18 protein-coding genes and 1 pseudogene are annotated in these 25,957 nt (G+C 31.1%); 6 read left to right on the top strand and 13 right to left on the bottom strand.

Annotated elements, in window-relative coordinates:
- The first annotated feature begins 30 nt into the window (after window positions 1-30).
- Together MHL31_RS10050 and MHL31_RS10045 are read left to right on the top strand one after the other, a co-directional pair.
- Entirely contained in the window at window positions 31-2,337 is a 2,307-nt protein-coding gene (locus tag MHL31_RS10050) for a M28 family peptidase (protein ID WP_240225821.1), read from the top strand.
- Between the two features lie 2 nt (window positions 2,338-2,339).
- Window positions 2,340-3,443 carry a DUF2891 domain-containing protein gene (locus MHL31_RS10045; RefSeq protein ID WP_240225820.1) on the top strand — a complete coding sequence of 368 codons (1,104 nt, stop codon included), beginning with the start codon at window positions 2,340-2,342 and terminating at the stop codon, window positions 3,441-3,443.
- Window positions 3,444-3,445: 2 nt separating this feature from the next.
- On the opposite strand, the gene pyk is transcribed toward MHL31_RS10045, so the two are convergent.
- The 5 genes from pyk to MHL31_RS10020 all read right to left on the bottom strand — a co-directional run bounded on the left by pyk (window position 3,446) and on the right by MHL31_RS10020 (window position 7,710).
- Complete coding sequence (gene pyk / locus MHL31_RS10040) at window positions 3,446-4,885, bottom strand: pyruvate kinase (protein WP_240225819.1); 1,440 nt, start codon at window positions 4,883-4,885, stop codon at window positions 3,446-3,448.
- 2 nt (window positions 4,886-4,887) lie between these two features.
- A complete protein-coding gene (locus MHL31_RS10035) occupies window positions 4,888-5,343 on the bottom strand; it encodes an IPExxxVDY family protein (protein WP_240225818.1) in 456 nt (151 codons plus the stop codon).
- Between the two features lie 120 nt (window positions 5,344-5,463).
- Entirely contained in the window at window positions 5,464-6,204 is a 741-nt protein-coding gene (gene rnc / locus MHL31_RS10030; protein ID WP_240225817.1) for a ribonuclease III, read from the bottom strand.
- A gap of 12 nt (window positions 6,205-6,216) precedes the next feature.
- Entirely contained in the window at window positions 6,217-7,467 is a 1,251-nt protein-coding gene (fabF, locus tag MHL31_RS10025; RefSeq protein WP_240225816.1) for a beta-ketoacyl-ACP synthase II, read from the bottom strand.
- Window positions 7,468-7,473: 6 nt separating this feature from the next.
- Window positions 7,474-7,710, bottom strand: a complete 237-nt coding sequence (locus tag MHL31_RS10020) for an acyl carrier protein (protein ID WP_134248150.1) — start codon at window positions 7,708-7,710, stop codon at window positions 7,474-7,476.
- 223 nt (window positions 7,711-7,933) lie between these two features.
- Between MHL31_RS10020 and purN the strand changes: the two genes are divergently transcribed.
- Together purN and MHL31_RS10010 are read left to right on the top strand one after the other, a co-directional pair.
- The gene (gene purN / locus MHL31_RS10015) at window positions 7,934-8,500 is read left to right on the top strand and encodes a phosphoribosylglycinamide formyltransferase (protein ID WP_240225815.1); all 567 of its coding nucleotides are present in this window, start codon (window positions 7,934-7,936) and stop codon (window positions 8,498-8,500) included.
- Between the two features lie 4 nt (window positions 8,501-8,504).
- Window positions 8,505-9,137, top strand: a complete 633-nt coding sequence (locus MHL31_RS10010) for a viroplasmin family protein (RefSeq protein WP_240225814.1) — start codon at window positions 8,505-8,507, stop codon at window positions 9,135-9,137.
- 228 nt (window positions 9,138-9,365) lie between these two features.
- Here the strand turns inward: MHL31_RS10010 and MHL31_RS10005 are convergent, their stop codons facing one another.
- The 8 genes from MHL31_RS10005 to MHL31_RS09970 all read right to left on the bottom strand — a co-directional run bounded on the left by MHL31_RS10005 (window position 9,366) and on the right by MHL31_RS09970 (window position 17,530).
- Entirely contained in the window at window positions 9,366-10,580 is a 1,215-nt protein-coding gene (locus MHL31_RS10005) for an aminotransferase class V-fold PLP-dependent enzyme (RefSeq protein WP_240225813.1), read from the bottom strand.
- A gap of 88 nt (window positions 10,581-10,668) precedes the next feature.
- Complete coding sequence (locus MHL31_RS10000; RefSeq protein ID WP_240225812.1) at window positions 10,669-11,790, bottom strand: ABC transporter permease; 1,122 nt, start codon at window positions 11,788-11,790, stop codon at window positions 10,669-10,671.
- 75 nt (window positions 11,791-11,865) lie between these two features.
- Window positions 11,866-12,972, bottom strand: coding sequence for an ABC transporter permease (locus tag MHL31_RS09995; protein WP_240225811.1), 1,107 nt, complete (start codon window positions 12,970-12,972; stop codon window positions 11,866-11,868).
- A gap of 22 nt (window positions 12,973-12,994) precedes the next feature.
- Window positions 12,995-13,720, bottom strand: coding sequence for an ABC transporter ATP-binding protein (locus MHL31_RS09990; RefSeq protein WP_240225810.1), 726 nt, complete (start codon window positions 13,718-13,720; stop codon window positions 12,995-12,997).
- Between the two features lie 125 nt (window positions 13,721-13,845).
- A complete protein-coding gene (locus tag MHL31_RS09985) occupies window positions 13,846-14,748 on the bottom strand; it encodes an ABC transporter ATP-binding protein (protein WP_240225809.1) in 903 nt (300 codons plus the stop codon).
- Between the two features lie 16 nt (window positions 14,749-14,764).
- A complete protein-coding gene (locus MHL31_RS09980; RefSeq protein ID WP_240225808.1) occupies window positions 14,765-15,652 on the bottom strand; it encodes an HlyD family secretion protein in 888 nt (295 codons plus the stop codon).
- A 2-nt stretch (window positions 15,653-15,654) separates the two neighbouring features.
- On the bottom strand, window positions 15,655-16,911 hold the full coding sequence (locus MHL31_RS09975; protein ID WP_240225807.1) for a TolC family protein: 1,257 nt from the start codon (window positions 16,909-16,911) through the stop codon (window positions 15,655-15,657).
- 4 nt (window positions 16,912-16,915) lie between these two features.
- A complete protein-coding gene (locus MHL31_RS09970) occupies window positions 16,916-17,530 on the bottom strand; it encodes a TetR/AcrR family transcriptional regulator (RefSeq protein WP_240225806.1) in 615 nt (204 codons plus the stop codon).
- Between the two features lie 103 nt (window positions 17,531-17,633).
- On the opposite strand from MHL31_RS09970, the gene MHL31_RS09965 reads away from it, so the two are divergent.
- A complete protein-coding gene (locus tag MHL31_RS09965; protein WP_240225805.1) occupies window positions 17,634-18,971 on the top strand; it encodes a serine hydrolase in 1,338 nt (445 codons plus the stop codon).
- A 623-nt stretch (window positions 18,972-19,594) separates the two neighbouring features.
- A pseudogene (locus tag MHL31_RS16330) lies at window positions 19,595-25,852 on the top strand (hypothetical protein); the annotation flags it as partial.
- Window positions 25,853-25,957: the final 105 nt, after the last annotated feature.

The following is a 25,957-nucleotide window of genomic DNA, read 5'->3' as shown; positions in this document are numbered from 1 at the left end:
AACTATTTTTAAATGATTTAAGTTTTAGCAATGGTTTTAAAAAAATATAGTAATGCAGTTTCAATTTTAATATTGATTGCCGGAATTTATTTTAGTTTTTACACCTTACTTCCAAATTTAGGTGCTGAAACTAATGTAACAGAAACAGAATTTTCTACAGAAAAAGCACTCGCTCATTTAAAAAATATTTCAAAAAAACCACATTATACGGGGTCTAAAGAACATGCAGTTGTTAGAAATTATATAGTTGAGGAATTCGAGAAGCTTGGTTTGAAAGTAGAAATTCAAGAACAATTAGCTATAAATAGTAGAAGAACAGCTACAGCTACAAAAAATATTTTAACAAGAATTAAAGGTTCTGAAAGCGGTAAGGCATTGTTGCTACTTACACATTACGATTCGAGTCCACATTCTTCTTTTGGTGCAAGTGATGCAGGAAGTGGTGTTGTTGTTATTTTAGAAGGAGTTCGTGCTTTTTTAGCTGAAAATAAGGTTCCTAAAAACGATATAATTATTTGTATTTCAGACGCTGAAGAATTGGGATTGTTAGGTGCAAATGCATTTGTTAATTACCATCCGTGGGCAAAAGATGTTGGACTTGTTTTAAATTTTGAAGCTCGTGGTAGTGGAGGACCTAGTTATATGTTAGTTGAAACTAATGGTGGAAATAAAAAATTAATTGAAGCTTTTAAAAAGGCAAACACACCGTATCCGGTTGCAAATTCTTTGATGTATAGCGTTTATAAAATGTTGCCAAACGATACGGATTTAACCGTTTTTAGAGAAAATAAAAATATTGATGGTTTTAATTTTGCATTTATTGATGATTTTTTCGATTATCATACTGCGCAAGATATATTTAATCGGTTAGATTTAAATACTTTACAACATCAAGCTTCGTATTTAATGGCTGGTTTAAATTATTTTTCAAATTCCGACTTAGAAAATTTAAAAGCTGAAGAAGATTTTGTGTATTTCAATTTTCCTTATTTTGGAATAGTATTTTATCCATTTTCTTGGGTATTACCAATGGTGTTAATTTGTACATTGTTATTTTTAGTTTTATTAGGAGCTGGGTTTTCAAACAAAAAACTTACAATTATTGGTGTTTTAAAAGGACTTATTCCTTTTGTAGGCTCTTTATTAATTACTAGTTTAGGTGCTTTTTATGGATGGAAGTTTTTATTGAAAATACATCCAAATTACACAAATATTTTACACGGATTTACTTATAATGGTTATTATTATATTGCTGCCTTTGTAGCTTTAACTTTAGCAATATGCTTTTGGTTTTATAAAGGTTTTTTTAAGAAAAGAACGGCACAAGATCTGTTAATCGTTCCAATTTTTAGTTGGATTCTTATTAATTTTGGAATTGCTTTTTACTTACCAGGCGCAGCCTTTTTTATAATTCCTGTATTTATTTTATTATTAATATTGGCAATTTTATTATTTGGTAAACAGCAAAATAATTTAATCTTGTTTTCAATTGCAGTATTGCCAATACTAATTATTTTTTCACCTCTAATAAAAATGTTTCCTGTTGGTTTAGGTTTAAAAATGTTGGTGATAAGCACTGTTTTTACCGTATTGCTTTTTGGATTGCTAATCCCAATTTTTCAACAGTATAAAAACCAGAAAAAAGCATATTATTTATTTTTATTGATAGGTTTTATGGCATTAATTTCCGCAAGTGTAAATTCAGGTTATTCTGAAGAGCGCAAAGAACCTAATAGCATTGTTTATGTTTATGATACTACTATTAATGAAGCTTATTGGGGAAGTTATAATACAAAAATTGATAGTTTTACAACACAATTTTTAGGTGATAATCCTATAAAAGGAAATTACAAAGAAAATTCATCTGCTAGTAAATACAATACAAAAATTAACTTACATAAGCAGGCAGAAATAGTACCGTTAAAACAACCAACAATTACTATTGTTTCAGATACTATTATTAATTCAAATAGAAGAGTTTGTTTAAGTATTTATTCTAATAGAAATGCAAATAAAATAGAATTAAGAACTCCTTCTTCAATGGAATTTATGCAATTTAAAGTAAATGAAGTTCCATTAAAAAAAGCTACAACAAAAGACGTTCTTAAACTTAAACCTGGTACTGTTTTAAGTTATTATAGAACTTCAGAAAACGAAATTATAGATTTAGAGTTGGTTGTTTCTGAAAATCAACAATTAGAATTTGATATTTTTGAATCTAAATACGATTTACTAACAAATCCGCTTTTTAAAATAGAACCAAGGCCTAGTACTATGATGCCAATGCCATTTGTATTAAATGATGCCACAATAATAAAATCGAATATAAAACTTTAATAATGAAGAAAACCTTAATAATTACACTAATATTTGTCCTTACATTAAGTTGTAAAGACCAACCAAAAGAATTAGTAACTAAAACCCAGCCAGAAACAGTATATACCAAACCGGTTTTAGATACCAAAAGTGCTAATTATTTATATCATTTTGCTTTCGATTGTATTGATCAGGAATACCCTAATAAATTAGGACAGGTTTTAGGCGATGCTACTTATTTAAAAGAGCCTTCGGAGTTGCATCCAGCTTTTTATGGGTGTTTTGACTGGCATTCTTCTGTTCATGGGCATTGGACTTTACTAAATATTTTACGTGAATTACCTAATTTTGAACATAAAGAAGCTATTTGGGATAAGTTAAATACTACAATTACAAAACAAAATATTTTAAAAGAAGTTGCATATTTTGATGATACTCATAATAAAAGTTTTGAACGTACGTATGGATGGGCTTGGCTTTTAAAAGTATCGGAAACTTTGCAAGATTGGAAAACACCAGAAGCTATACAATTAAATGAAAATTTAAAACCATTAGTAGATTTAATAGAACAAAAATATATTGAGTTTTTACCAAAATTAAAATATCCAATTAGGGTAGGAGAACACCCAAATACTGCATTTGGAATGTCTTTTGCGTTAGACTATGCCAAAAAATATGCGCCTCAATTAGAAGCCATTATTATAGCAAAATCTAAAGAATATTATTTAAATGATGTTAACTGCCCAATTAGTTGGGAACCTGGAGGATTTGATTTTTTATCGCCTTGTTTACAAGAAGCTGCTCTAATGTTAAAAGTACTTCCTAAAGATGAATATATAACTTGGTTAGATGCATTTTTACCTAATTTTAGAACACAACCAGAAAATTATTTAGAAGTAGCAGAGGTTACAGATAGATCCGACGGTAAATTAGCTCATTTAGATGGTTTAAATTTTAGTAGAGCTTGGTGTTTATACGAAATAGGAAATACCTTAGGAAATGATAAAATGCTTCAATTAGCCAATAAACACTTCGACTATAGTTATAAAAAAATGGACTCTGGCGAATATGCCGGAGCCCATTGGTTAGCTTCTTTTGCTTTATATGCTACTTTAAAAAGTAACTAAGTTTAGCTATTTTTTTTATATTCTGTAATACGCATTGTATTGGCCATACCTCTTTTCTTTACTGGCATAGAAGTAATGTTAATAGCATAGTCACCGTCGTGTAAATAACCTCTTTCGGCAGCTAAAGTATTAATATCTTCAATTGTTTGGTCTGTACTAACAAAACGATCATAATAAACACCTTTAACACCCCAAAGTAAATTTAGCATTGCTAAAATTCTTTTGTTAGAAGAGAATACAAGAATGTTAGATTTTGGTCTCCAAGATGAAATATGGAAAGCAGTAAATCCAGAATCTGTTAACGTTGTAATAACTTCAGCATTAATAGAGTTTGCCATTAAAGCGGCTTGGTGACATATAGTTTTAGAAATAAAACGTTCATTAATACATTGTACATACGTTTCTGGCATTGAAATTAGTGGAGAGTTTTCTACACTTTCAATTATTTTACGCATTTGTTTTATTACTTCTAAAGGAAAAGCACCTACTGATGTTTCACCAGAAAGCATTACAGCATCTGCACCATCCATAATTGAGTTAGCTACATCATTAACTTCAGCTCTAGTTGGAACTTGATTATCAATCATAGTTTCCATCATTTGTGTAGCAATTATAACTGGAATATGAGCTTTTTTAGCTTTTAAAACTAAACGTTTTTGAATTAATGGAACTTTTTCCATTGGAACCTCAACACCTAAATCTCCACGTGCAACCATTAAGGCATCGCAGTGTGGTGTTAACTTATCTATATTAGATACAGCTTCAGGCTTTTCAATTTTTGCAATTATAGGAATACTATGATCTGAATTTTCTTTAATAATCTCTTGTAATTGTATTAAGTCTTCAGGTGTTCTAACAAAAGATAACGCAATCCAGTCAACATCTAAACCAATTGCAAAAACTACATCTTTCTTGTCCTTTTCTGTAAGAGCTGGTAAAGAAATTTTTGTATTTGGTAAGTTAACTCCTTTTTTAGATTTTAGTGGACCACCTCTAAGTACTTTAGTTGTAACATTTAATTCGCGGTCAGTGTCAATTACTTCAAATAATAATTTTCCATCATCTACCAAAATGTGTTCACCTTTTTTAACATCTTTTGGAAAATTTTGATAGGTCATAAATGCTTTTTTGTCGGTACCTTCACATTTTTCAGTAGTAAAAGTAAATGTGTCTCCTACTTCAAGCTCTACACCTTCAGCCATAACACCTACGCGTAATTTTGGACCTTGTAAATCTGCTAAAACCGCAACATGAAAGTCGCGTTTTTCGTTAATTTCTCTTATTATTTTAACGCGTTCTTCTACATCTGAGTAGTCAGCATGTGAAAAATTTATTCTGAACACATTTACACCTGATTCCATCATGCGTTCTATTATTTCTTTAGTTCCACATGCGGGACCTAATGTAGCTACGATTTTGGTGCGTTTTCTGTTTTCTGCCATTGTTAAAAAATTAGATTATATTTTGATTTTAATGTGTTTGTTTCAATTTGAAATGAAGTGATAATTTCGCTTATTTTATTTAATTTATCAACTAATTCTAAAATAAACTCAGATGTACATCCTTCAATTTTTAATAAGAAGTCAACTTTCTTTATTTCTGGTAATAAATAAGAGGTTGTACTGTAATTTCCTCCAAATAAACCATCGTTATATTGATCGTCAACAACTTGTATGCATTTATTATTTATTAAATAATAATTTAAGTAAGTTTTTTCATCTTTATATTCAAATAAAGGGAATTCGATAGTAGAATTTTCAAAATCTAAATTATGTTTATATCTAACAAATTTAGTGTTTAAATGTTGATTTATTAAATAAGCCAATCTATAGTCTTCTTCGGTTGAATGAATTCCAATTAATAAATAATCATCTTCTAAATCAAATGTGAATACCTGCATATAAAGAATGAATATTAATTTTGTAAAAGTACTACTGTTTAATAACAGTAACTAATTATTTTACGAAATCGTATTCGTTAAGTGTAAATTTGTAAAATATTTTGCAGTGATAAGCTATAGCTAAAAGTTAGAAATTTCTTGTTGGAATGCGTAATATGCTCTTTTTGCGGCAGTTTCTTCGGCTTTCTTTTTAGATGTAGCTCTTCCTTTTGCAACTATTTTACCGTCTAAAAATAATTTAACGCTAAAGTGTTTTGTTATATCGTTTCCAGAATCTTCATAAACTTCAAAAACAAAATCGTTTTTAACTTTTTGGCACCATTCAATAAATAAACTTTTGTAGCTTGTTATTTTTCCTTCTAATTTTGGTACATCTACATAGGGTACAACAACTCTTTTAAAAATAAATTTTTTGCAATAATTATAACCTCTATCTAAATAAATGGCACCAACTAATGCTTCAAAAATGTTTCCGTGTACGTTTTCTCCAAATTTAGATTTTGCTACATTACTTCTAACAAATCTAAATAGATCTAAGTCTTTTCCAAGTTCATTTAAATGGTCTCTACTAACAATTTTAGAGCGCATTTTAGTAAGATATCCTTCATCTCCAGAAGGTACTTCTTCAAATAGATATGCAGCAATAATAGAACTTAGCATTGCATCTCCTAAAAACTCTAAGCGTTCATAGTTAACAGGAAGGCCTGTTTTTTCATCTACTTCTTTTATGGAGCGATGAACAAAAGCTTTCTTATAATAATTTAAATTTTTAGGTTTAAACCCTATTACTTTTTTTAATTCTAAGTAAAAAGTCTCGTCATTTTCAGTACGAGTATCAATAATTTTTCGAATGAAGTTCATTCAGGTGTTTTGTTATTCAAATTTTTTAAAGAGTACACAAGCATTGTGTCCTCCAAAGCCAAAAGTATTACTCATGGCAACGTTTACAGTACGTTTTTGAGGTTTATTAAACGTAAAGTTTAATTTACTGTCAATTTGATCATCATCATTAAAATGATTGATTGTAGGAGGTACAATACCGTTATTAATAGCAAGTATTGAAGCGATAGCTTCAACTGCTCCGGCAGCACCTAATAAATGACCTGTCATTGACTTAGTTGAGTTAATGTTAAGTGCATATGCATGCTCACCAAAAACTTCTATTATTGCTTTAGACTCTGCAATATCACCAAGAGGAGTAGCAGTTCCGTGCATGTTTATGGCATCAACATCTTCAGGTTTTAATCCAGAATCTTTTAAGCAATTTGCCATAACATTATAAGCGCCTAAACCGTCTGGGTGAGGAGCTGTAATGTGGTAAGCATCGGCAGATAAACCGCCTCCACCAACTTCAGCATAAATTTTAGCACCTCTAGCAATAGCGTGCTCATATTCTTCAAGTATTAATGTTCCAGAACCTTCACCTAAAACAAAACCATCTCTGTCTTTGTCAAAAGGTCTTGATGCTGTTGAAGGGTCATCATTTCTTGTAGAAAGTGCTTGTAACGAGTTAAATCCTCCCATACCTGCAATTGTAACTGCTGCTTCTGAACCTCCAGAAACCATTACATCTGCATATCCTAAACGAATATAGTTTAAGGCATCAATTATAGCATTAGATGATGATGCGCAAGCTGAAACTGTTGCAAAGTTTGGTCCTCTAAATCCATATTTTATAGAAATTTGACCAGGAGCAATATCAGCTATCATTTTAGGAATAAAAAATGGGTTAAATCTAGGAGTACCGTCACCTTTAGCAAAACTGATACATTCATTTTGGAATGTTTCTAATCCACCAATTCCGGCTCCCCAAATAACACCAACTCTATTTTTATCAATATTTTCTAAATCTAGTTTAGAATCTTGAATAGCTTCTTCAGTAGACACCATGGCATACTGTGTAAATCTATCCATTTTTCGAGCTTCTTTTCTGTCAAGATGATCTTTAACATCAAAGTTTTTAAGCTCACAAGCAAAACGAGTTTTGAACTTGGACGCATCAAAATACGTGATTGGAGCGGCACCACTAATTCCATTAGTTAGCCCATTCCAAAATTGTTCAACAGTGTTTCCAATTGGTGTTAATGCCCCAAGTCCAGTTACTACAACTCGTTTAATTTCCATATAAAATTACTTTTTTGCGTCTTCTATATAGCTAATTGCTTGACCAACAGTACCGATGTTTTCAGCCTGATCGTCTGGAATTTGAATATCGAATTCTTTTTCGAATTCCATAATTAACTCAACAGTATCAAGTGAGTCTGCTCCTAAATCGTTAGTAAAGCTAGCTTCTATTGTTACTTCATTTTCGTCAACGCCTAATTTATCTACGATAATGGCTTTTACTCTTGATGCAATGTCTGACATAATTCTTTAATTTTTAAATTTAATTACTCGGCAAAAATATAAAACTTTATTTAAATGAAAATCTTTTAATTAATAAAAGTACTTATTAACAGATTAAAAATAATAAAAGTTTTTTTATTTAAGCGGCGAAAGTTACTAATTATTTGTTTTATTTGTGATACAATATCATATAATTTTTTACTTTTTCTTTTTTAAAAAATTATAAAAAATAATAAATTTTTAGATGAAACGTATTGTTATATTAGCCTCTGGTTCAGGAACTAACGCCGAAAATATTATTAAATACTTTAAAAATAATAAATTTATATCTGTTGTTCAAGTGCTATCAAATAAGAAGGATGCTAAAGTTTTAGAACGTGCTAAAAGATTAAATGTTAGTAGTATAAACTTTAATAAAAGTGATTTTTTTACTTCGGATAAAATTTTAACTATTTTAAAAGAAAAAGCAGATTTTATTGTTTTAGCGGGTTTTTTATGGAAAATTCCAACCGAAATTATTGAAGCATTTCCAAATAAGATACTAAATATACATCCTGCTTTGTTGCCTAAATATGGAGGTAAAGGAATGTATGGAATGCATGTGCACGAAGCTGTGGTTAAAAATAATGAAACTGAATCTGGAATTACAATTCATTATGTAAACGAAAATTATGATGAAGGAGCTATTGTATTTCAAGAGCGATTTGAAGTTTTAAAAACCGATACAGCTGAAGATGTAGCTAAAAAAATACATAAATTAGAGTATGAGTTTTTCCCAAAAATTATAGAACAAGTTGTATTAGATTTATAGTTTTATGGCAAAAAAAAAGTTTTATGTAGTTTGGAATGGTCATAAAAAAGGCGTTTTTACTTCTTGGAATGTCTGTAAAAAGCAAATTTCGAACTTTACGGGTGCACAATACAAATCTTTTGCTTCAAAAGAAGCTGCTGAAGCTGCTTTTAAAGGAAATTACAAAGATTATGTTGGTAAAGACACAAAAACAGTAAAGCTTTCTGCAGAGGAATTAAAAAAATATGGAAAACCGATATTAAATTCAATTGCTGTAGATGCTGCTTGTGCCGGTAATCCAGGGAAAATGGAATACAGAGGTGTAACTACAAAAGATAAAAAGCAATTATTTATTCAAGGACCTTTTGAGCAAGGAACTAATAATATTGGTGAGTTTTTAGCTTTAGTTCACGGATTGGGCTATTTAAAACAACGAAATTTAGATATTCCAATTTATTCAGATTCTAAAATTGCTATTTCTTGGGTTAAAAAAGGGCAATGTAGAACCAATTTACAAATAACTTCAAAAAATAAATTATTGTTCGATTTTGTAAAACGTGCCGAAAAATGGTTGAAAGAGCATACTTATACTACCAAAATATTAAAGTGGGAAACCAAAGCTTGGGGTGAAATTCCAGCTGATTTTGGAAGAAAGTAGCGTTGATTGGTAATTATGAATTAACAATTTAAAGTTAGTTTGGAGTTGTTTTTTTTCAATTTCCCTGTTATTCCTGCGAAGGTAAGAATCCATATTTACGCCTGTTTTAGATTCCTGTTTTTACAAGAATTACAAATTATAACTTAAAAAACCTAACAGGTTTTTAAAACTTGTTAGGTTTGCTATTTTTGAATGATTTTCAAACTTTTTACTTTGCAACTTTAAAACTTATGATAACATCATTTTAGCTTTTAATAAAGCTTCGTATAACATATCTACTTCTTTAAAGGTATTGTAAAACGAAAAAGAGGCACGTACAGTTCCAGGAATCTTATAAAAATCCATTATTGGTTGCGCACAGTGATGTCCAGTTCTTACAGCAATTCCTAATTTATCGATAATTGAACCAATGTCGTACGGATGAATTGTTCCAATATTAAATGAAATTACGGAGGTTTTATGTTTTGAAGTTCCATAAATTTTTAAACCTTCAATTTCAAGTAATTTTTTGGTAGCATAGTTTAATAATTCATCTTCGTAAGCGGCAATATTTTTAAAGCCAATTTCATTCATATAATCAATGGCTGTTCCAAAGGCAATTCCTCCAGCAATATTTGGTGTACCTGCTTCAAATTTATGCGGTAAATCGGCATAAGTTGTTTTTTCAAAAGTAACTTGTTTAATCATTTCACCACCACCTTGGTAAGGAGGCAATTTGTTCAACCATTCTTCTTTTCCGTATAAAATACCAACACCTGTTGGTCCACATAATTTATGAGCAGATGCTACGTAAAAATCTACATCTAAAGCTTGAACATCGGGTTTAATATGTGGGCAACTTTGTGCGCCATCAATTAAAACTGCTGCGTTTACATTATGTGCTTTTTCAATAATTTCTTCAATAGGGTTTATGGTACCTAGAGCATTTGAAACGTGATTTACAAAAACTAGCTTTGTTTTGTTAGATAGTAATTTATCGTATTCAGTAAGTACTAAATCACCATCTAAATTCATTGGAATAACCTTTAAAATGGCTCCAGTACGTTCGCATAACATTTGCCAAGGAACTATGTTTGAATGGTGTTCTAGGGCAGAAACTATAATTTCATCACCTTTATTTAATAATGAGGTAAAGCCAGTAGCAACAATATTAATACTGTGTGTTGTACCTGCGGTTAGTATAATTTCATAGTTTTTTTTAGCATTAAAATGCTGTTGTAATTTTAAACGAGCTTGTTCGTAAGCATCGGTAGCTTTTTGACTTAAGGTATGAACGCCTCTATGAATATTGGAATTTATAGTGGTGTAATAATCTACAATGGAATTTATTACAACTTGTGGTGTTTGACTTGTTGCAGCATTGTCTAAATAAACTAATGGTTTTCCATTTACTGTTTCTTTTAGAATAGGAAAATCAGCTCTAATTTTATCAATATCTATCATTTTCTTTTTTTAGAATGATTCTAAATACAAAATTACAAAATAGAAATTGTTAAATGTTGTAATTAGTATCTTTTTTAGTTGAGAAGTATTATGAGGTTTTTTTATAGCTCCAAACAGCCAAACCATTCATAATAACAGCGTAAATAGTTGTTTTTATTAGTTGAGGAAGTACGTCGTTTAACCCGGATCCTTTTAGCATTACCATTCGCATAATTTCTACAAAGTATCTAATTGGGTTAAATTCTGTAATTGTTTGAGCCCATTTTGGCATACTTTCTATAGGTGTAAATAAGCCGCTCATTAGAATAAAAATAACCATAAAAAACCAAGAGATAAACATAGCTTGTTGTTGCGTGTCTGTAAAATTTGAAATAAATAACCCAATACCTAAAACTACCAAAATATAAACGGAAGTGTATAAATACATCAGCGCTAAGCTACCAACCATTGGAACGTTAAAAACAAGTTTTGCAATAATTAATCCAATAGATAATAACCCTAATCCTATGATCCAAAACGGAAAAAGTTTACCTATTATAAATTGACTTTTTTTTATTGGTGTAACATTTATTTGCTCTAAAGTGCCAATTTCTTTTTCACGAACAATGTTCATTCCAGATAAAAATAAAATAATCATAGTTACAAGTAAAACCAATATTCCTGGCACCATAAATGTTTTATAGTTTAGGGTTTTGTTGTACCAAAACAAAGGAATGGTCTCAATGTATACAGGTTTAATTTGTGTGTCTGAAATATGAGATAACCCCACTTTTATTTTTTGATTAAAACGTTGTATAATTTGAGTTACATAAACATTTTCTACGCCTGCAGCTGCACCATCTATTGCGTTAATGGTTACACCTAAACTGTTGTATTTTTCGGTTTGTAAGTCACGTTCAAAATGTTCTGGAATTTCTAAAACAACATCTACTTTTCCGTTTAACATTTCTGAAATTGCTAATTTTTCTGAAGGAAAATCATTTAGTACATTAAAATATGTTGACGCATTAAAATTTTCAATCAATTCTCTGGAGGTTGATGTATGGTCATTATCAATATATCCAAACTTTATATTTTTAATGTCAAAAGTAGCAGCATTTGACAATATTAAAAGCTGCATTATAGGCATAATAAAAATAATAGGAAGCATTCCTTTATTTCTAAAGATTTGTTTGAATTCCTTTTGTATTATGTATAGTATTGTTTTCATTTTGTAGTATCTGGTAACTAGTATTCTGTATCAGGTGTTTTAAATATTTTTATGTTCCTTCAGAAATTGTAAAACTTATTCTAATCTAATTTTATATTTCTTTACGCTTAATCCAATAAAAAAAACAGTCATTCCTGCTAGAATCAGCGTTTCTTTCCATATATATTGCAACCCAACACCCTTTAACATAATGCCTTTTATAATAATTATAAACCATTTGGCAGGAACAATATTACTTATTACTTGCATTGGTAAAGGCATACTTGAAATAGGAAAAATAAAGCCAGATAACAAAATAACAGGAAGCATTAATCCCATTAAAGAAATCATCATAGCGGTTTGTTGTGTAGTAGAAATTGTTGAAATTAAAATACCTAATGCTAATGATGTTATAATGAATAACACGCTTTCTAATCCTAATAAAAATAAACTTCCTTGAACAGGCATTTTAAAAATAAAAATGCTTAATAAAATAATAATGATTGCATTAATTATAGATAGAAAAATATACGGAAAAACTTTACCAATAATAACCTGAAAAGGTTTTAGAGGTGATACTAATAGAATTTCCATTGTCCCTAATTCTTTTTCTCTAGTTATGGAAATAGATGTCATCATAGCAGATACTAGCATAAGAATCATTGTCATTACACCAGGTACAAACATATATACGCTTTTTAATTCTGGATTGTAAACTAAACGTGTTCTAGTATTTATTTGGTAATTTGAGACACTATTTTTATTTAATTCTTTTTGATATTGAATTACAATAGCATTAATATAATTACTAATTGTATTGGCTGTGTTTGGGTTTGTAGCATCTGTAACAATTTGTATGTTAGCTTTATTTTCTTTAATTAAATTCTCACTAAAGTTTTGTTCAAAATTTAAAACTGCCTTAACGTGGCCCTTTTTAAAGACTGAAGCAATATCTTCTTCTTTTTCTAGCATTTGCTTAATGCTGAAATATTTTGAAGCTGAAATTTTATTAATAATTTCTTTGGTTGTTACATCTTTTGAATGGTCTAAAATAGCAATATCTACATTGTTGATTTCGTTGGTAATGGCGAAACCAAATAACATTATTTGTGCAATTGGCATACCAAAAAGAATAAACAACGAACGTTTATCTCTAATAATATGGTAAAATTCTTTTTTTATAAATCCTATAAAACGTTTCATAATTTACTTACTGTTAGTTGGTTTACCTTGCTAATTTTAAAAACACATCATTCATGTTATTTACATTAAATTGTTCTTTTAATTTTTTAGGTGTATCCAAAGCTTCAATTTTACCGTTTACCATTATAGATACTCTATCGCAATATTCCGCCTCGTCCATATAATGCGTTGTTACAAAAATGGTAGTGCCTTGGTGAGCAGCTTTATAAATCATTTCCCAAAATTGACGTCTAGTAATTGGATCTACACCACCAGTTGGTTCATCTAAAAACACAATTTTTGGATTGTGTAAAAGAGCTACTGAAAAAGATATTTTTTGTTTCCAACCTAGTGGTAGCGAGCCTACAAGTTTGTTTGTAATGTTTTGCAAGCCTAATTCTTCAACTAACTGGCATCTTTTTTCATTTATTTGTTTACGATTTAAGCCATAAATACCTCCAAAAAATGTAATATTTTCTTTTACAGTTAAATCATCATACAAAGCAAATTTCTGACTCATATAGCCAATATTTTTTTTAATTGCTTCGGCGTTTGTAAACACATTAAAACCGGCTACATTTGCTGCTCCAGATGTTGGTGTGGAGATTCCAATCAACATTTTCATTGCGGTGGTTTTTCCTGCTCCATTGGCTCCTAAAAAACCAAATATTTCACCTTTTTTAACTTCGAAAGTAATGTTGTTTACAGCCGTAAAATCTCCAAATTTTTTGGTAAGGTTTTCAACGTGTATTACATTTTCTTGTTTCATTTTTCTTCATTATTAAACTCGTCATTCTAAATTTGTTTCAGAATCTCACTATATAGTTTTTCAATTATTATGAGAACCTTAAACAGGTTCAGGTTGACGTAAATTCGCTCTATATTGGTCTTTATTTACTTTGCCAATTCCATAAAAGTATCTTCTATGGTTGGTTGTGTTTCTTCAATTTCTATATTATAAAAGTTTTTAGATTCTAAATATGTTTTTATTTCTTTTGGGTTAAAATCTGTTCTGCTATCTGTATAATGTACAAATTCACCAAAAGGATAGACACTGTGCTTATATTTATACTCATTTAAACTGTTTATTAATTGATACATATTATTGGAACGAATATTATATATTGGATTTGGATAGTGTTTTACAATAGCTTTTGGTGTGTCAATTTCTAGGATTTTTCCGTCTTGAATAAGCGCAATTCTATCGCATAAAGCGGCCTCATCCATATAAGGTGTAGAAACTAAAATGGTAATTCCCTTAGTTTGTAAACGTTTTAACATTTCCCAAAATTCTTTTCGTGAAACAGGATCAACACCAGTGGTTGGTTCATCTAAAAATAGTACTTTAGGTTTATGAATTAAGGCGCAACAAAGCGCTAATTTTTGTTTCATTCCGCCAGATAGTTTTCCTGCTCTTCGGGTTTTAAAAGGTTCAATTTGAATGTAAATATCTTTTATTAAATCGTAATTTTGCTGAATGGTAGTTCCAAAAATTGTAGCGAAAAATTCTAAATTTTCTTCAACAGTTAAATCTTGATACAGCGAAAACCGTCCAGGCATGTATCCTACATTATTTCTAATTTTTTTGTAATCTTTAAGAATGTCAAAATTGGCAACCGTAGCTTTTCCTTTATTTGGAATTAAAAGTGTGGTTAAAATTCTGAATAATGTTGTTTTACCTGCTCCATCTGGTCCAATTAGCCCAAATAATTCACCTTCTTTTATATTGAAAGTAATGTTTTGTAAAGCATTTACTTTTTTGTACGATTTGCTAATATTTTTTACAGAAATACTCATTTTTAATATAAAGCAATTATTCTGAAATCCACATTTCAGCTGGCATTCCAATTTTTAAACTACCATTGTTTTTAACATTAATTTTTACTGCATAAACAAGGTTTACACGTTCATCTTTTGTTTGTATTATTTTAGGTGTAAATTCTGCTTCGGAAGCAATCCATGAAATTGATCCTGTATAATTTTCCATGGTGTCTCCTTCGTCAATTTTTATGGTTACTTCTTGTCCTATTTTAATGTTTGACAATTGAGTTTCACTAACATAAACTCGTAATTGCATAGTGGTTAAATCTGCAATTTTATAAAGTGGTTTTCCAAAAGAAACTAGTTCGTTTGGTTCTGCATATTTTACTAAAACAGTTCCTGTAACAGGATTTATAATGTTACTTTTTTTAAGTTGATCTTGGATTTGTTCTAATTGAATATCTAAACTTTTTAATTCGTTAACTATTGGTGCATTTTGGATTTCTATACTTCTTATTTGTTGATTTAAAACATCAATTTTACCATCTATGGCATCTAATTGTTGTTTTGTTGCGGCATTTTCTTTAAGTAGGTTTTCGATTCTGTTTTTTGAGATTTTAGCCGTTTTTAATTCGGCATTTAACACGTTTATTTGAGATAAAACTCCTTTGGATTTTGAATACACAATTTCTTTAGAAATAAGTAATTGTTGTTTTTTTAAAGCTAAAGATATGGTATCTATATAACCAATAAAATCTCCTTTTTTTAGAGTTGCGCCTTCTTCAATTTCAAAGTGTAATAGTTTTCCATTATTTTCAGCTGAAATTGTAATTTCTGTGGCTTCAAAATTACCGTAACCATCTGCTCTATCGTTATTATTGCAAGACAGTAAGCTGCTTGTTACGGCTAAAATTAAGAGTAGTATTTTGTAATTATTCATAATTAATTTCCTTTTAAAGTGTTGTAGTTTGCTTTTTCTAAAAGCATTTCAATTTTATGAGTTTGTAAGTTGTTTTCTGCTTCAAATAAATTGGTGACTTCCGTAATGTATGATGAAGCTGTTATAACACCGTTTTTAAGTTGCGATGCAGCCGATTTTAATACCTTTTTTCGTAATTCAATAATTTCTTTGTCCGATTTTATAAGATTAGAAAGTTTGTTAATGTCTGTTTGTTTTTGCTGTAGTTGTATGGTTGTATTTAATTCAAAAACCTGTTTTTTATTTTCAACAATTTCTTTGTTTATCAATAACGATTTTTGTTGTTTTTTTGAGGCATTCCAATCAAAAACATTCCAATTTAATTTAATACCTACTTGATAAAAAGTTTGAAATGAATTGTCGAGCATATTTAAACCTGGATTTCCGTAGCCGCCAGTTGCAAAGCCAAATAACATTGGTGAGTTTTGCTTTGAAAGTAAGCTTTCTGAAGATTCAATTTTTTCTTTTTGAAGTTGAAAAAGTGTTAATTCTGGTCTATTTAGTTCTGTATTAAAAGTTGTTGTAATTAGGGGTGTTTCAAGTTCAATTGTTGTTGGTATTTCAGTGCCAATTAGCTGTGCTAAAGATATAATTAAACTATTTTTATTTGATGTTATCTCATCTAGTTGCTGTTTAATTTTTAATATTTCAGCTTCAATAACACTATCTGAAGTTGGTAATAATGCTCCAAATTCAATTCCTGCTTTAACCTCTGTTAATTTGCTTTCTAAAAGCTTTTTTTTAGCGTGTAACAATTCAATTTTTTCATTAAAAAGCAGTATTGAAAAATAGTATGCGTTTACGTTATTTTTAAGTTGGTATAAATTTACTTCAACATTTTTTTGTTGTTCTTTTAAAGTAGCTTCACTTACTTTTTTTGTCGCGTCTATTTGGCCACCATTATAAATTAGCTGATTTATTGAAAGCGTTGCTTTGTATTGATCTTTGTTTGGAGGTTCAACTGTTATATTCGGTATTGAAATCGGCATTTTTGTTACGTCAGACTGATATGTTGTTTGTGCCGATAACTCCAATTTTGGTAATTTTTTAGTTGCAATTGCCGCTAAATCTATATTGTTTTGTTTAGCAAATATGTCTTTTTGTTTTGCTAAAGGATAATTCTTATTCAATAAAAAATAACAGGTTTCTAAGTTTAATTTTTCTTGAGAAAATAGTATTTGAGAAAAGAATAGGATGAGTAAAAAAAGTGTTTTTTTCATTTTTTTAAACTTTTAAAGCATTAATTATAAAATTAGAAACTTCGGTAGTTCGTTCTTCCATAAGTTGCCTATAGTCATCGTTATTGTCTATAGATAAAAAGCCTTTTAGTAGAGGAGCTGCAACAAACGGAAAAATATTTAAAGCCATAATATTTATAAAAAGTTGTTCGGCTTTAATGGGTCTTATTTTTCCATCATTTACATTTTCTGTAACCTGTTGTTTGAATTTTTGAATATTAGGAAAATGTTTTTCTGAAATAAATTTTTGAACAAATTCTGGACTTCTGTTTAATTCATTTATTATAAAATTAGGAAGGTATGGATGATTGATTATAAAAGAAATGTAGTTCTTTGTAAATCCTTTTATTTTATCATTTAAACTTGCGTCGCTATTTAATACTTCGTTTAATTGCGGTGCTAATTTTAAAAATGCGCTTTTAAAAACGGCTTCAAAAAGCAATTGTTTGTTTCGGTAATAATAATGTAATAGTGCTTTGTTTATACCTGCTGCATCTGCAATTTCTTGCATACGTGCGCCGTCCATTCCTTTGCGTTCAAAAATACTTTTTGCTGCGTTTAGTATCGATGTTTCGGTTGTGATATTTTTTTCTTTTTTCATTAATATTAACTGTATAGTTTAACCAAATGGTTAGCAAATTTATAATCTTTTATTCAGTTGACAAAATAAATAGTATTTTAGATTTAAATTTTAAACTTGTCAAATGAAAAAAATACTGAAATTAGGCCTGATTCTTTTGTTGGCTGTTATTGTAGGAATTGTAGTTTATAATTACCCGAGATTAAATATAATTACTGGGTTTTCAGCTAAAAGTGTGTGTTCTTGTACGTTTGAAGCTGATAGAGATATTGTCTCTATTGAGGCTGGAGATAATGGGTTTAGTCCAATAAATTTAGCGAAAAATGTTATTGATGCTAAAGAAAAATCTGTTACTTCTACAGTATTTGGGTTAAAACCAAGAAAGGCAATTTATAAAGAAGGTATTGGTTGTGTTTTGCTTCCTAATGGTGATGAAAATGTGAAATTTAAGCCAAATAGAAAAAGTATAACCATAAATAAACCGTATCCTTATGGAAATTTATCTCAAAAAGATACTTTATTTAGTGCGGTAAATTATGCTGCTTTAAATACCGCGGTAGCTAATGCTTTCGATAAACCAGGAGATACTATTGAAAGAACACGAGCTGTTGTTGTTGTTTATAAAAATCAAATAATTGCCGAAAAATATGCTCCAGGATTTACAAATGAATCAAAATTATTGGGTTGGTCTATGACAAAAAGTATTGCAAGTGCTGTTTTAGGTATTTTGGAAAAACAAGGAAAAATTAATGTAAATGCTACCAATTTATTTCCGGAATGGGAAAATGATGAACGTTCAAAAATTTCGTTAAATAATTTATTGCAAATGAATAGTGGTTTGGAGTGGGTTGAAGATTATAATACTATTTCAGATGTTACAAAAATGTTGTTTTTAGCTGAAGATATGACTAAAATACAACTTGAAAAACCTTTAATAAGTAAACCTAACGAAAGTTGGAATTATTCTTCTGGAACTACAAATTTACTTTCTGGATTTATTAGAAATCAGTTTAAAACACACCAAGAATATTTAGATTTCTGGTATACAGAACTAATAGATAAAATTGGAATGAATTCTATGGTAATTGAAACCGATATTTCAGGAAATTATATTGCATCTTCCTATGGTTGGGCTACTGCGCGCGATTGGGCAAAATTTGGACTCTTATATTTAAATGAAGGAAACTGGAATGGTGAACAAATTTTAAATAAAAGTTGGGTCGACTATACAAAAACACCTACAAATACTTCAAACGGGGAATATGGTGCTCAATTTTGGTTAAATGCAGGTGGTGTATATCCAAATGTGCCAAAAGATTTATTTTCTTGTAACGGGTATCAAGGGCAGCATGTGTTTATAATCCCTTCAAAAGATGTTGTTGTTGTTAAGTTTGGTTTGACTGAGCATCCAGATTTTAATTTAGATACTTTTTTAAGTGAAATTTTAGGAGCTATTCAATAGTTTTTTTACATACGTTATTTTAATAAGCTTTAAGAAGGTTTTAAATTTAAAACATATTTTAGTATTAACGATTCTTAAAATGCTTTTAAATGAATTTTATATGGTTGTTTTTTTATAGAATATTTCAATATTAATATGTTTTCTATAGTTATATTTTATAGCGCATATTGCGTTTAATTATTTAAAAATATAGTTAATTTTATTAGTGACTATTTAATTTTTTAAGTGTCAAAAATTTGAAGTCTTATTTTAATTTAATAAAAGTAGCTGTTCATGTTAGTTTTCAAGTTCTTTATTTAAGATAATATGTATTTTATTAATTAATGAATAAGGTTTATGTGGGTGATATTTTTTTTCATTTTATTTGTCGTTTAGTTAAATTATATTGAGTTATATTAAATTTTAAACAACTAATCTGTTAAAGTGTTGATATATATTTAATTGTAATTTAATATTTGATTATAGAAATTAAGGAATAAAGTTATATATTAGTTAAAATTAAAATAAATACAACTTTCTGTATTGCATGTAATGTTGTGTAGGAGGATAAGTGAATTTATAAATAAAACCTAAACATTTAAAATTACATTTTAAATGTTTAGAAAGTCAAAAAAACAATTTATATGGAAAAAAATTACGTTGTCAAAAAAAAATCTGGCTTAAACTTCAAAAAAACACTTTTAACCTTTGTGTTGTTTTTGAGTACCATTGTTGCAACTAATTCGTTGTATGCGCAAATATGTACTGTAAATGCTGGTTTAGATTTAACAATTTGCGAATCTGAAACCTTAACATTACAGGGAGTTGTTAGTTCCGGTAATACGGCATCCTCTAATTGGGAACAAGTTGATGGACCTCCAGTAGTAATTGTTGATCCAAGTAGTCCGGTAACAAATGTTTTAGGGATAACTGGAGGTAATGTTTACTCGTTTAGATTAACATCTATATGTTCGGATTCTTCTACAACTTTTCAGGAAGTAACGTTTACAGTTAATTCAAATACTATAGCTGATGCTGGTTCTGCAATTGAAGGTTGTCCTGGTAGTTATCAATTAAGTGCTAATCCTGCAGATACTGGAGCCGGAGAAATTGGTACATGGACAGTAGAATCAGGACCACCTGTTGAGATAAGTATTTCAGATTTAAATAATCCAAATGCAACATTAACACTTCCAGATACTTCTGTAGGTGTTTCGGTTTTACGTTGGACAATAAGCAGCGATAGTTGTAGCTCAAGCGATACTGTTGAGGTTACAAATTATGGTGGAGAAATACCTGTAGATGCAGGTGCAGACCAAGATATTAGTGAATGTTATTCAGTAACTCAAAGTACAAATCTTGATGCTTCAATAGGTGGAAACGGAACTGGTGGGCAAATTGGAGTTTGGTCTTTTGTTTCAGGTCCTTCAACACCTACTATTGGAGATATTAATAATAATGAAAGTTCATTATCAAACTTAGTAGAAGGAGAATATATAATGCGTTGGACTGTTTCTGGGCCTTGTGCTTCAGGAACTGATACTGTAAAAATTACTGTGCCTGCTGCAACTCAAGATGTTACAGATGCTGTAGGGATTAATACAAATCAAGTTTTTTGTTCATCTGTTTCGTCTGCTGTTTTAGAGGCAAATACACCTTTATATGCTGGTGAAACTGCTGAGTGGCAAGTTGTTGGATCACCTTCTGGGGTTAATATCGTTTCAAGTACAAGTGCTACTACTTTAGTTACTTTTCCAGCAACTAGTATTGGTGATTCTTATACATTTACATATACTATAACAGGGCCAGATTTAGGTCCTCCATTATCATTAGGAACTGATGAAATATGTAGTTCTACTGAAACGTTTACAATAAGTCACATAGCTCCTGCATCTTCAATAGAATTAAACGGAGGTGTAATAAATGAAATTTTAGCTCCTGAAGCTACTTCTGGTTCTATTCCAATAATATTTTCAGGGGGTAACGATTTTGATTATGAGTTAATTAGTGCACCAGCGGGGATAGGTATTGGTGACTTAAATTTAAGTGTATCAGGTACAGGTCCTTATAATTTCAACTTTTCTGGTTTAACGGAAATAGGAACTTATACTATAAGAGTGTTAAGAGATACTGATGGTGATATTAGAACTAATTGTGGCTCAGTTTCAGATGAAATTAATATTATAGTTTCAAGAGATTATTCAGAAGGTAATATCTATAGAGTTGGTACCAATGCAGGAACAGATGTAGCATTGTCTTGTGGAGATACAGATGCGATTCTTTCGGGGAACCAACCAGAACCAAATACGGGGTATTGGTCTCAAGTATCTGGTCCAAATACAGCAAATTTTGTTGGTGGTATTAAAAATGTTTATAATCCTACAGTTAATGGACTTATTAATGGTGTATATATTTTTAGATGGCATATTGAAGCTGGTGATGGAGGAGTTGATTCTGTAGATGATATGCAATTAACAGTATCAATAGCACCACCACCTTTTACATTTGTACCCTTTTCAAATAATGCCTGTGCTGGTGTGTATCAATTGCCTGGAAATCCATTAGGTACTGGAGAGACTGGAGTATGGACTCAAACTTCTGGACCTACTGCTGGTGTTTCTTTTGTTGATGCTACAGAACCAGATACTTATGTTATAGGTTTGGAACCATCTGTAGATGCTACACATGTTGACGGACCTTATCAATTTACATGGACTGTTGTGGGTACAAATCCTGCTTGTGGAACTGCATCTAGTAGTGTTGAAATTATAACTTCGAATTTTACGGCATCTTTACCAGATGCAGGAGATGATCAATGTTACGATGCCTCAGTTACAAGTTATGATTTAATAGCAGCGCCTTTAGAAGCTGGTTCAACAGGAGAATGGACACAAATTTCAGGTCCGACTGTATCAGAATTACCAAGTGCTTCTGAAACAGTTACTATTTCATCAGAATTATCACCAGGAGTATATGAGTTTTTATGGACTGTTTCAAATACAGCTTGTGATGATAAATCAGACTCCGTAACTATTACAATTGCAGATTTACCTGCAACTTTTTATGCAGGTGATGATCAAGTAGTTTGTGCTGATACTTCAGGGAATTCAGTAATATTGGGAATTAATGCAGATGCTTTACCTAATGGCTTAACTGGAACTTGGAATCAATTATCAGGAGATAGTTCTTGGACTTATGGAAATTCAACTAATGAAAATGATATTAATGCTCAACTTGACGGTTTGGCTCCGGGTAATTATGAATTTGAATATGTAGTTACAAATGGTTGTGGATCATCTGTTGTTTCAGAGCCAATGAAATTTACGGTAGGTTTACCTGCGGAAATTGCTACAACTGCTGCAATAGCAGATGTTTGTAATGATACTACAACAATATTAACAGGAAATGCACCTGTAGAACCTGGTAATATAGGAAGTTGGTCTGTTGTATCAGGTCCAAATACACCTAATTTCGATATCAATGACCCAACATCAGCTGTAACAGGATTGATGTCTGGCTCGTACACATTTCGTTGGACAATTTCAAACGGAGGTATATGCCCTCCAAGCTCAGCAGACGTTTCGTTTAATGTTGTAGCTACAGCTGTTGCAGGGGTAGATCAAGATTTATGTAATGCAACGAGTGTGCTTTTACAAGGTAATGAAGGTGGTGGAGTTCCTGTAGAATGGGTTCTTACTAGCGTAAATGCAGTTCCTAATGGAGCAGTAATCGCTTCAACAAATGTTACTAATTATACAATTGTTCCTGGAGATACTTATGTGTTTACATACACTATAGATAAAGGTGGATCTTGTGAATCTTCAGATTCAATAACTGTTACAACTACTGCGCCACCAACTATAGAACCAATTGCTGGACCAAATCAAGAAATTTGTTTAGGAGATACGAATTCTGTAACAATGGCAGCAAATAATGTAGCTCCAGATACTGGAACTTGGACTTTAGCTAGCGGGCCAACAATTCCAGTAGAAATAGGATCAACCACTGAAAATGAAACATTTACCAATTTAATAGAGGGAGTTTATGTTTTTGAATGGAATTCTTCAACTTCAGGTAATTGCCCAAGTATAAAGGATGAAGTTGTTGTGCGTGTATATGCAGAACCTAGCGATCCTAATATTATTACTGTAAACGGTAGTAGTTCTTGTCAATTATTTACAGAATTAGAAGCAACTGCACCTGCGTTTGGTATTGGGGTTTGGGAATTAAATGAAGCAACTCCTCATGTTCCTGCTGGCTATACACCAGGAGATATTGTTATTGATAGTCCAAATAGTCCTACTACTGGTTTAACAATAGCAGACCCAGATAATTTACAAGATGGTTCTTATACATTTACATGGACTGTTTCAAATGAAATATGTACAGCTAAAACAGCTTCTGTAACTATAATTTTTTCTGGAAACCCACCAGCTCCAGCTAACGCTGGCTTAGATCAAGAACTCTGTAAAACTAATATCACACCTGTATTAAGCACAGGTTTAAATGCCGATCCAATAAACGGTTCAGATGTTGGTCTTTGGTCAGTTGAATCTCAACCTTTGGGCTCAGGTACAGTCTCTTTTTCAGATTCAGGAGTTATCAATCCAACGGTGTCTGGATTAGAGGAAGGTGTTTATGAATTTAAATGGACAGTAAGTAATCCTGGAGGAGAGTGTTCTTTAGAAGATTTTGTTTTAGTAACGGTAACACAAGCGGAAGCAAATACGAATGCTGGTCCTGATCAATTTTTAGAGGAAACTACTGTAGTGACAATGAATGCAACTACTCCAAATTCCGGTATTGGAACTTGGACATTTATTGGAGGGCCTTCAATACCAAATATATTAGAGGTAAATAATCCAAATACTATAATTGCAAGTACTGAACCAGGAACTTATGAGTTTGAATGGACAGTTGATAATAGCCCATGTGCTACAACAAGTGACACTGTATTTATTACAATTTATCCAGAAGTTGATTTAAATTTAAGTAAAAGTATTATTAACCCTACTTCATCTCCTTATTTTGTAGGAGATATGCTTACTTATCAAATTGAAATACGCAACCAAACAAGCGTATATGAAGCGACAGATGTTTCTGTTAAAGATAAATTACCTAGTGGTTTTTCTATTGTACCAGGTAGTATAAGCGATGGCGGAACATATAATGCAGGAGCTAATGAGTTAAATTGGTCAGGATTAAGTATTTCTGGAGGAGCTACTAAGCTTCTTACTTATAATATTATAATTGAAACTACAGGATCACATACGAATTATGCAGAAATAAGTGGATCTGATAATATTGATCCAGATTCTACACCTGGAAATGATAGTATAAATGAAGATGATGATGCTAGTGTAACAATAGGTGGAAATCCACTAGTAAATATTTCACTTGAAAAAACTATTAATAATCCAACTCCTTATATTGGAGAGGATGTTATATTTACGTTAACTGTAAGTAACTCTGGGCCAAATGATGCAACTGGGGTTTAGGTCACAGACTATTTACCTGATGGATATACATTGGTGAGTACAGATCCTGCTACCTCAGGAGACCCAACTATAGTTTGGGCTGTTGGAGATTTAGCCAATGGAGATAGTGCAACATTAGATATAACAGCAACCTTAACAACAACAGGAAATTATACAAACACAGCTGAAGTAACAAATATAGGTGCTCCTGGAAACCCAGAAAAAGATTCCAATTCTACTCCAGGTAATGGAGTAGGAAGCAATGAAGATGATGATGATTCTGTTACTCCTACACCACTTCCAGCTGCAGATTTAGAATTAACAAAAACGGTAAACGAACCAGCGCCAAACGTTGGAGAAAATGTTATATTCACCATTACAGTAACTAATAATAATGGTCCAAATACCGCTACAAATGTGCACGTAAAAGACTATTTACCAACAGGTTTTAGTTATGTTTCACATACAGTTAATGGAGTGGTAGACGCTTCCTCTGCGTATACTTCTGTAGATGGAAACTGGGTTATTGCTAGTATTGCGCCAGGTGTTTCTACAACTTTAGAAATAACTGCAACGGTGCTTCCAACAGGACAATATACCAATTTTGCAGAAATTGTCGGAGCTGACCAGTATGATCCAGATTCTACACCAGGTAATGATGATATTAATGAAGACGATCAAGATGCAGCAGATATAGTACCTGTTAATATAGCAGATTTAGTAACTATTAAAACTGTTTCAGCAGTTTCTGTTGCAGGTTCATCTGCAAACAATCCAAATGAAGGTGATGTAATTAGGTACACAATAACAGTTGAAAACAATGATGGTCCTACAGCGGCAACCGGAGTTAGTTTAACAGATATTCTTCCTGCTGGAGTAACGTATGTGAGTCATTTAGCTCCACCTGGAACAGCATTTAATCAAGCTTCAGGAGTTTGGACTATTGGAGACATTGCAGTGGATGCAACAGTAACTTTAACAATTGATGTTTCTATTGATGAAGGTACACAAGGTACTAGTATTCTAAATTTAACGACACCTGCTTCAGGAGATCAAACAGATCTAACAGATGATGGAAATGATTTACAGGAAGAAGTTGAAGTGAATGCATTTCCAATTGCTGAAGATGATATTAGTACAGGTCATAGTCATGCAACAGAACCATCTGTAATTATTGATTTAATTGCTGATAATACAAATGGTGTTGATACTGATCCAGATGGTACAGTACAAGTTTCAACAATTAATATTACTAGTCCAGGAGCTACAGATTCAGATGCGGATGTTAATGGAACATTAGACCAATTAATTGTTCCGGGTGAAGGAGTTTGGACAGTTGATAATACAACTGGAGAAATTACATTTACAACAGAAACTGGGTTTACGGGAGATCCAACACCTATAACATATACAATTGAAGATAATGATGGAGATGTTTCAAATGAAGCAACAGTTTCTATATACTTCGTTGAAATTCCACCAGTGGCTGTTAATGACGAAAGTCTTGGAAATACACCAGGTGATGCAGTT

It is taken from the genome of Lutibacter sp. A80, assembly GCF_022429645.1.
GTDB lineage: Bacteria > Bacteroidota > Bacteroidia > Flavobacteriales > Flavobacteriaceae > Lutibacter.
Note: the sequence above shows the minus strand (reverse complement) of the source record. Positions and strands in the feature narration are given on the sequence as shown.

Bases quoted from the DNA above. Each gene is read 5' to 3' on its own strand.
- MHL31_RS10050 (WP_240225821.1), top strand. From the start codon at position 31: ATGGTTTTAAAAAAATATAGTAATGCAGTTTCAATTTTAATATTGATT.
- MHL31_RS10045 (WP_240225820.1), top strand. From the start codon at position 2,340: ATGAAGAAAACCTTAATAATTACACTAATATTTGTCCTTACATTAAGT.
- pyk (WP_240225819.1), bottom strand. From the start codon at position 4,885: ATGGCAGAAAACAGAAAACGCACCAAAATCGTAGCTACATTAGGTCCC.
- MHL31_RS10035 (WP_240225818.1), bottom strand. From the start codon at position 5,343: ATGCAGGTATTCACATTTGATTTAGAAGATGATTATTTATTAATTGGA.
- rnc (WP_240225817.1), bottom strand. From the start codon at position 6,204: ATGAACTTCATTCGAAAAATTATTGATACTCGTACTGAAAATGACGAG.
- fabF (WP_240225816.1), bottom strand. From the start codon at position 7,467: ATGGAAATTAAACGAGTTGTAGTAACTGGACTTGGGGCATTAACACCA.
- MHL31_RS10020 (WP_134248150.1), bottom strand. From the start codon at position 7,710: ATGTCAGACATTGCATCAAGAGTAAAAGCCATTATCGTAGATAAATTA.
- purN (WP_240225815.1), top strand. From the start codon at position 7,934: ATGAAACGTATTGTTATATTAGCCTCTGGTTCAGGAACTAACGCCGAA.
- MHL31_RS10010 (WP_240225814.1), top strand. From the start codon at position 8,505: ATGGCAAAAAAAAAGTTTTATGTAGTTTGGAATGGTCATAAAAAAGGC.
- MHL31_RS10005 (WP_240225813.1), bottom strand. From the start codon at position 10,580: ATGATAGATATTGATAAAATTAGAGCTGATTTTCCTATTCTAAAAGAA.
- MHL31_RS10000 (WP_240225812.1), bottom strand. From the start codon at position 11,790: ATGAAAACAATACTATACATAATACAAAAGGAATTCAAACAAATCTTT.
- MHL31_RS09995 (WP_240225811.1), bottom strand. From the start codon at position 12,972: ATGAAACGTTTTATAGGATTTATAAAAAAAGAATTTTACCATATTATT.
- MHL31_RS09990 (WP_240225810.1), bottom strand. From the start codon at position 13,720: ATGAAACAAGAAAATGTAATACACGTTGAAAACCTTACCAAAAAATTT.
- MHL31_RS09985 (WP_240225809.1), bottom strand. From the start codon at position 14,748: ATGAGTATTTCTGTAAAAAATATTAGCAAATCGTACAAAAAAGTAAAT.
- MHL31_RS09980 (WP_240225808.1), bottom strand. From the start codon at position 15,652: ATGAATAATTACAAAATACTACTCTTAATTTTAGCCGTAACAAGCAGC.
- MHL31_RS09975 (WP_240225807.1), bottom strand. From the start codon at position 16,911: ATGAAAAAAACACTTTTTTTACTCATCCTATTCTTTTCTCAAATACTA.
- MHL31_RS09970 (WP_240225806.1), bottom strand. From the start codon at position 17,530: ATGAAAAAAGAAAAAAATATCACAACCGAAACATCGATACTAAACGCA.
- MHL31_RS09965 (WP_240225805.1), top strand. From the start codon at position 17,634: ATGAAAAAAATACTGAAATTAGGCCTGATTCTTTTGTTGGCTGTTATT.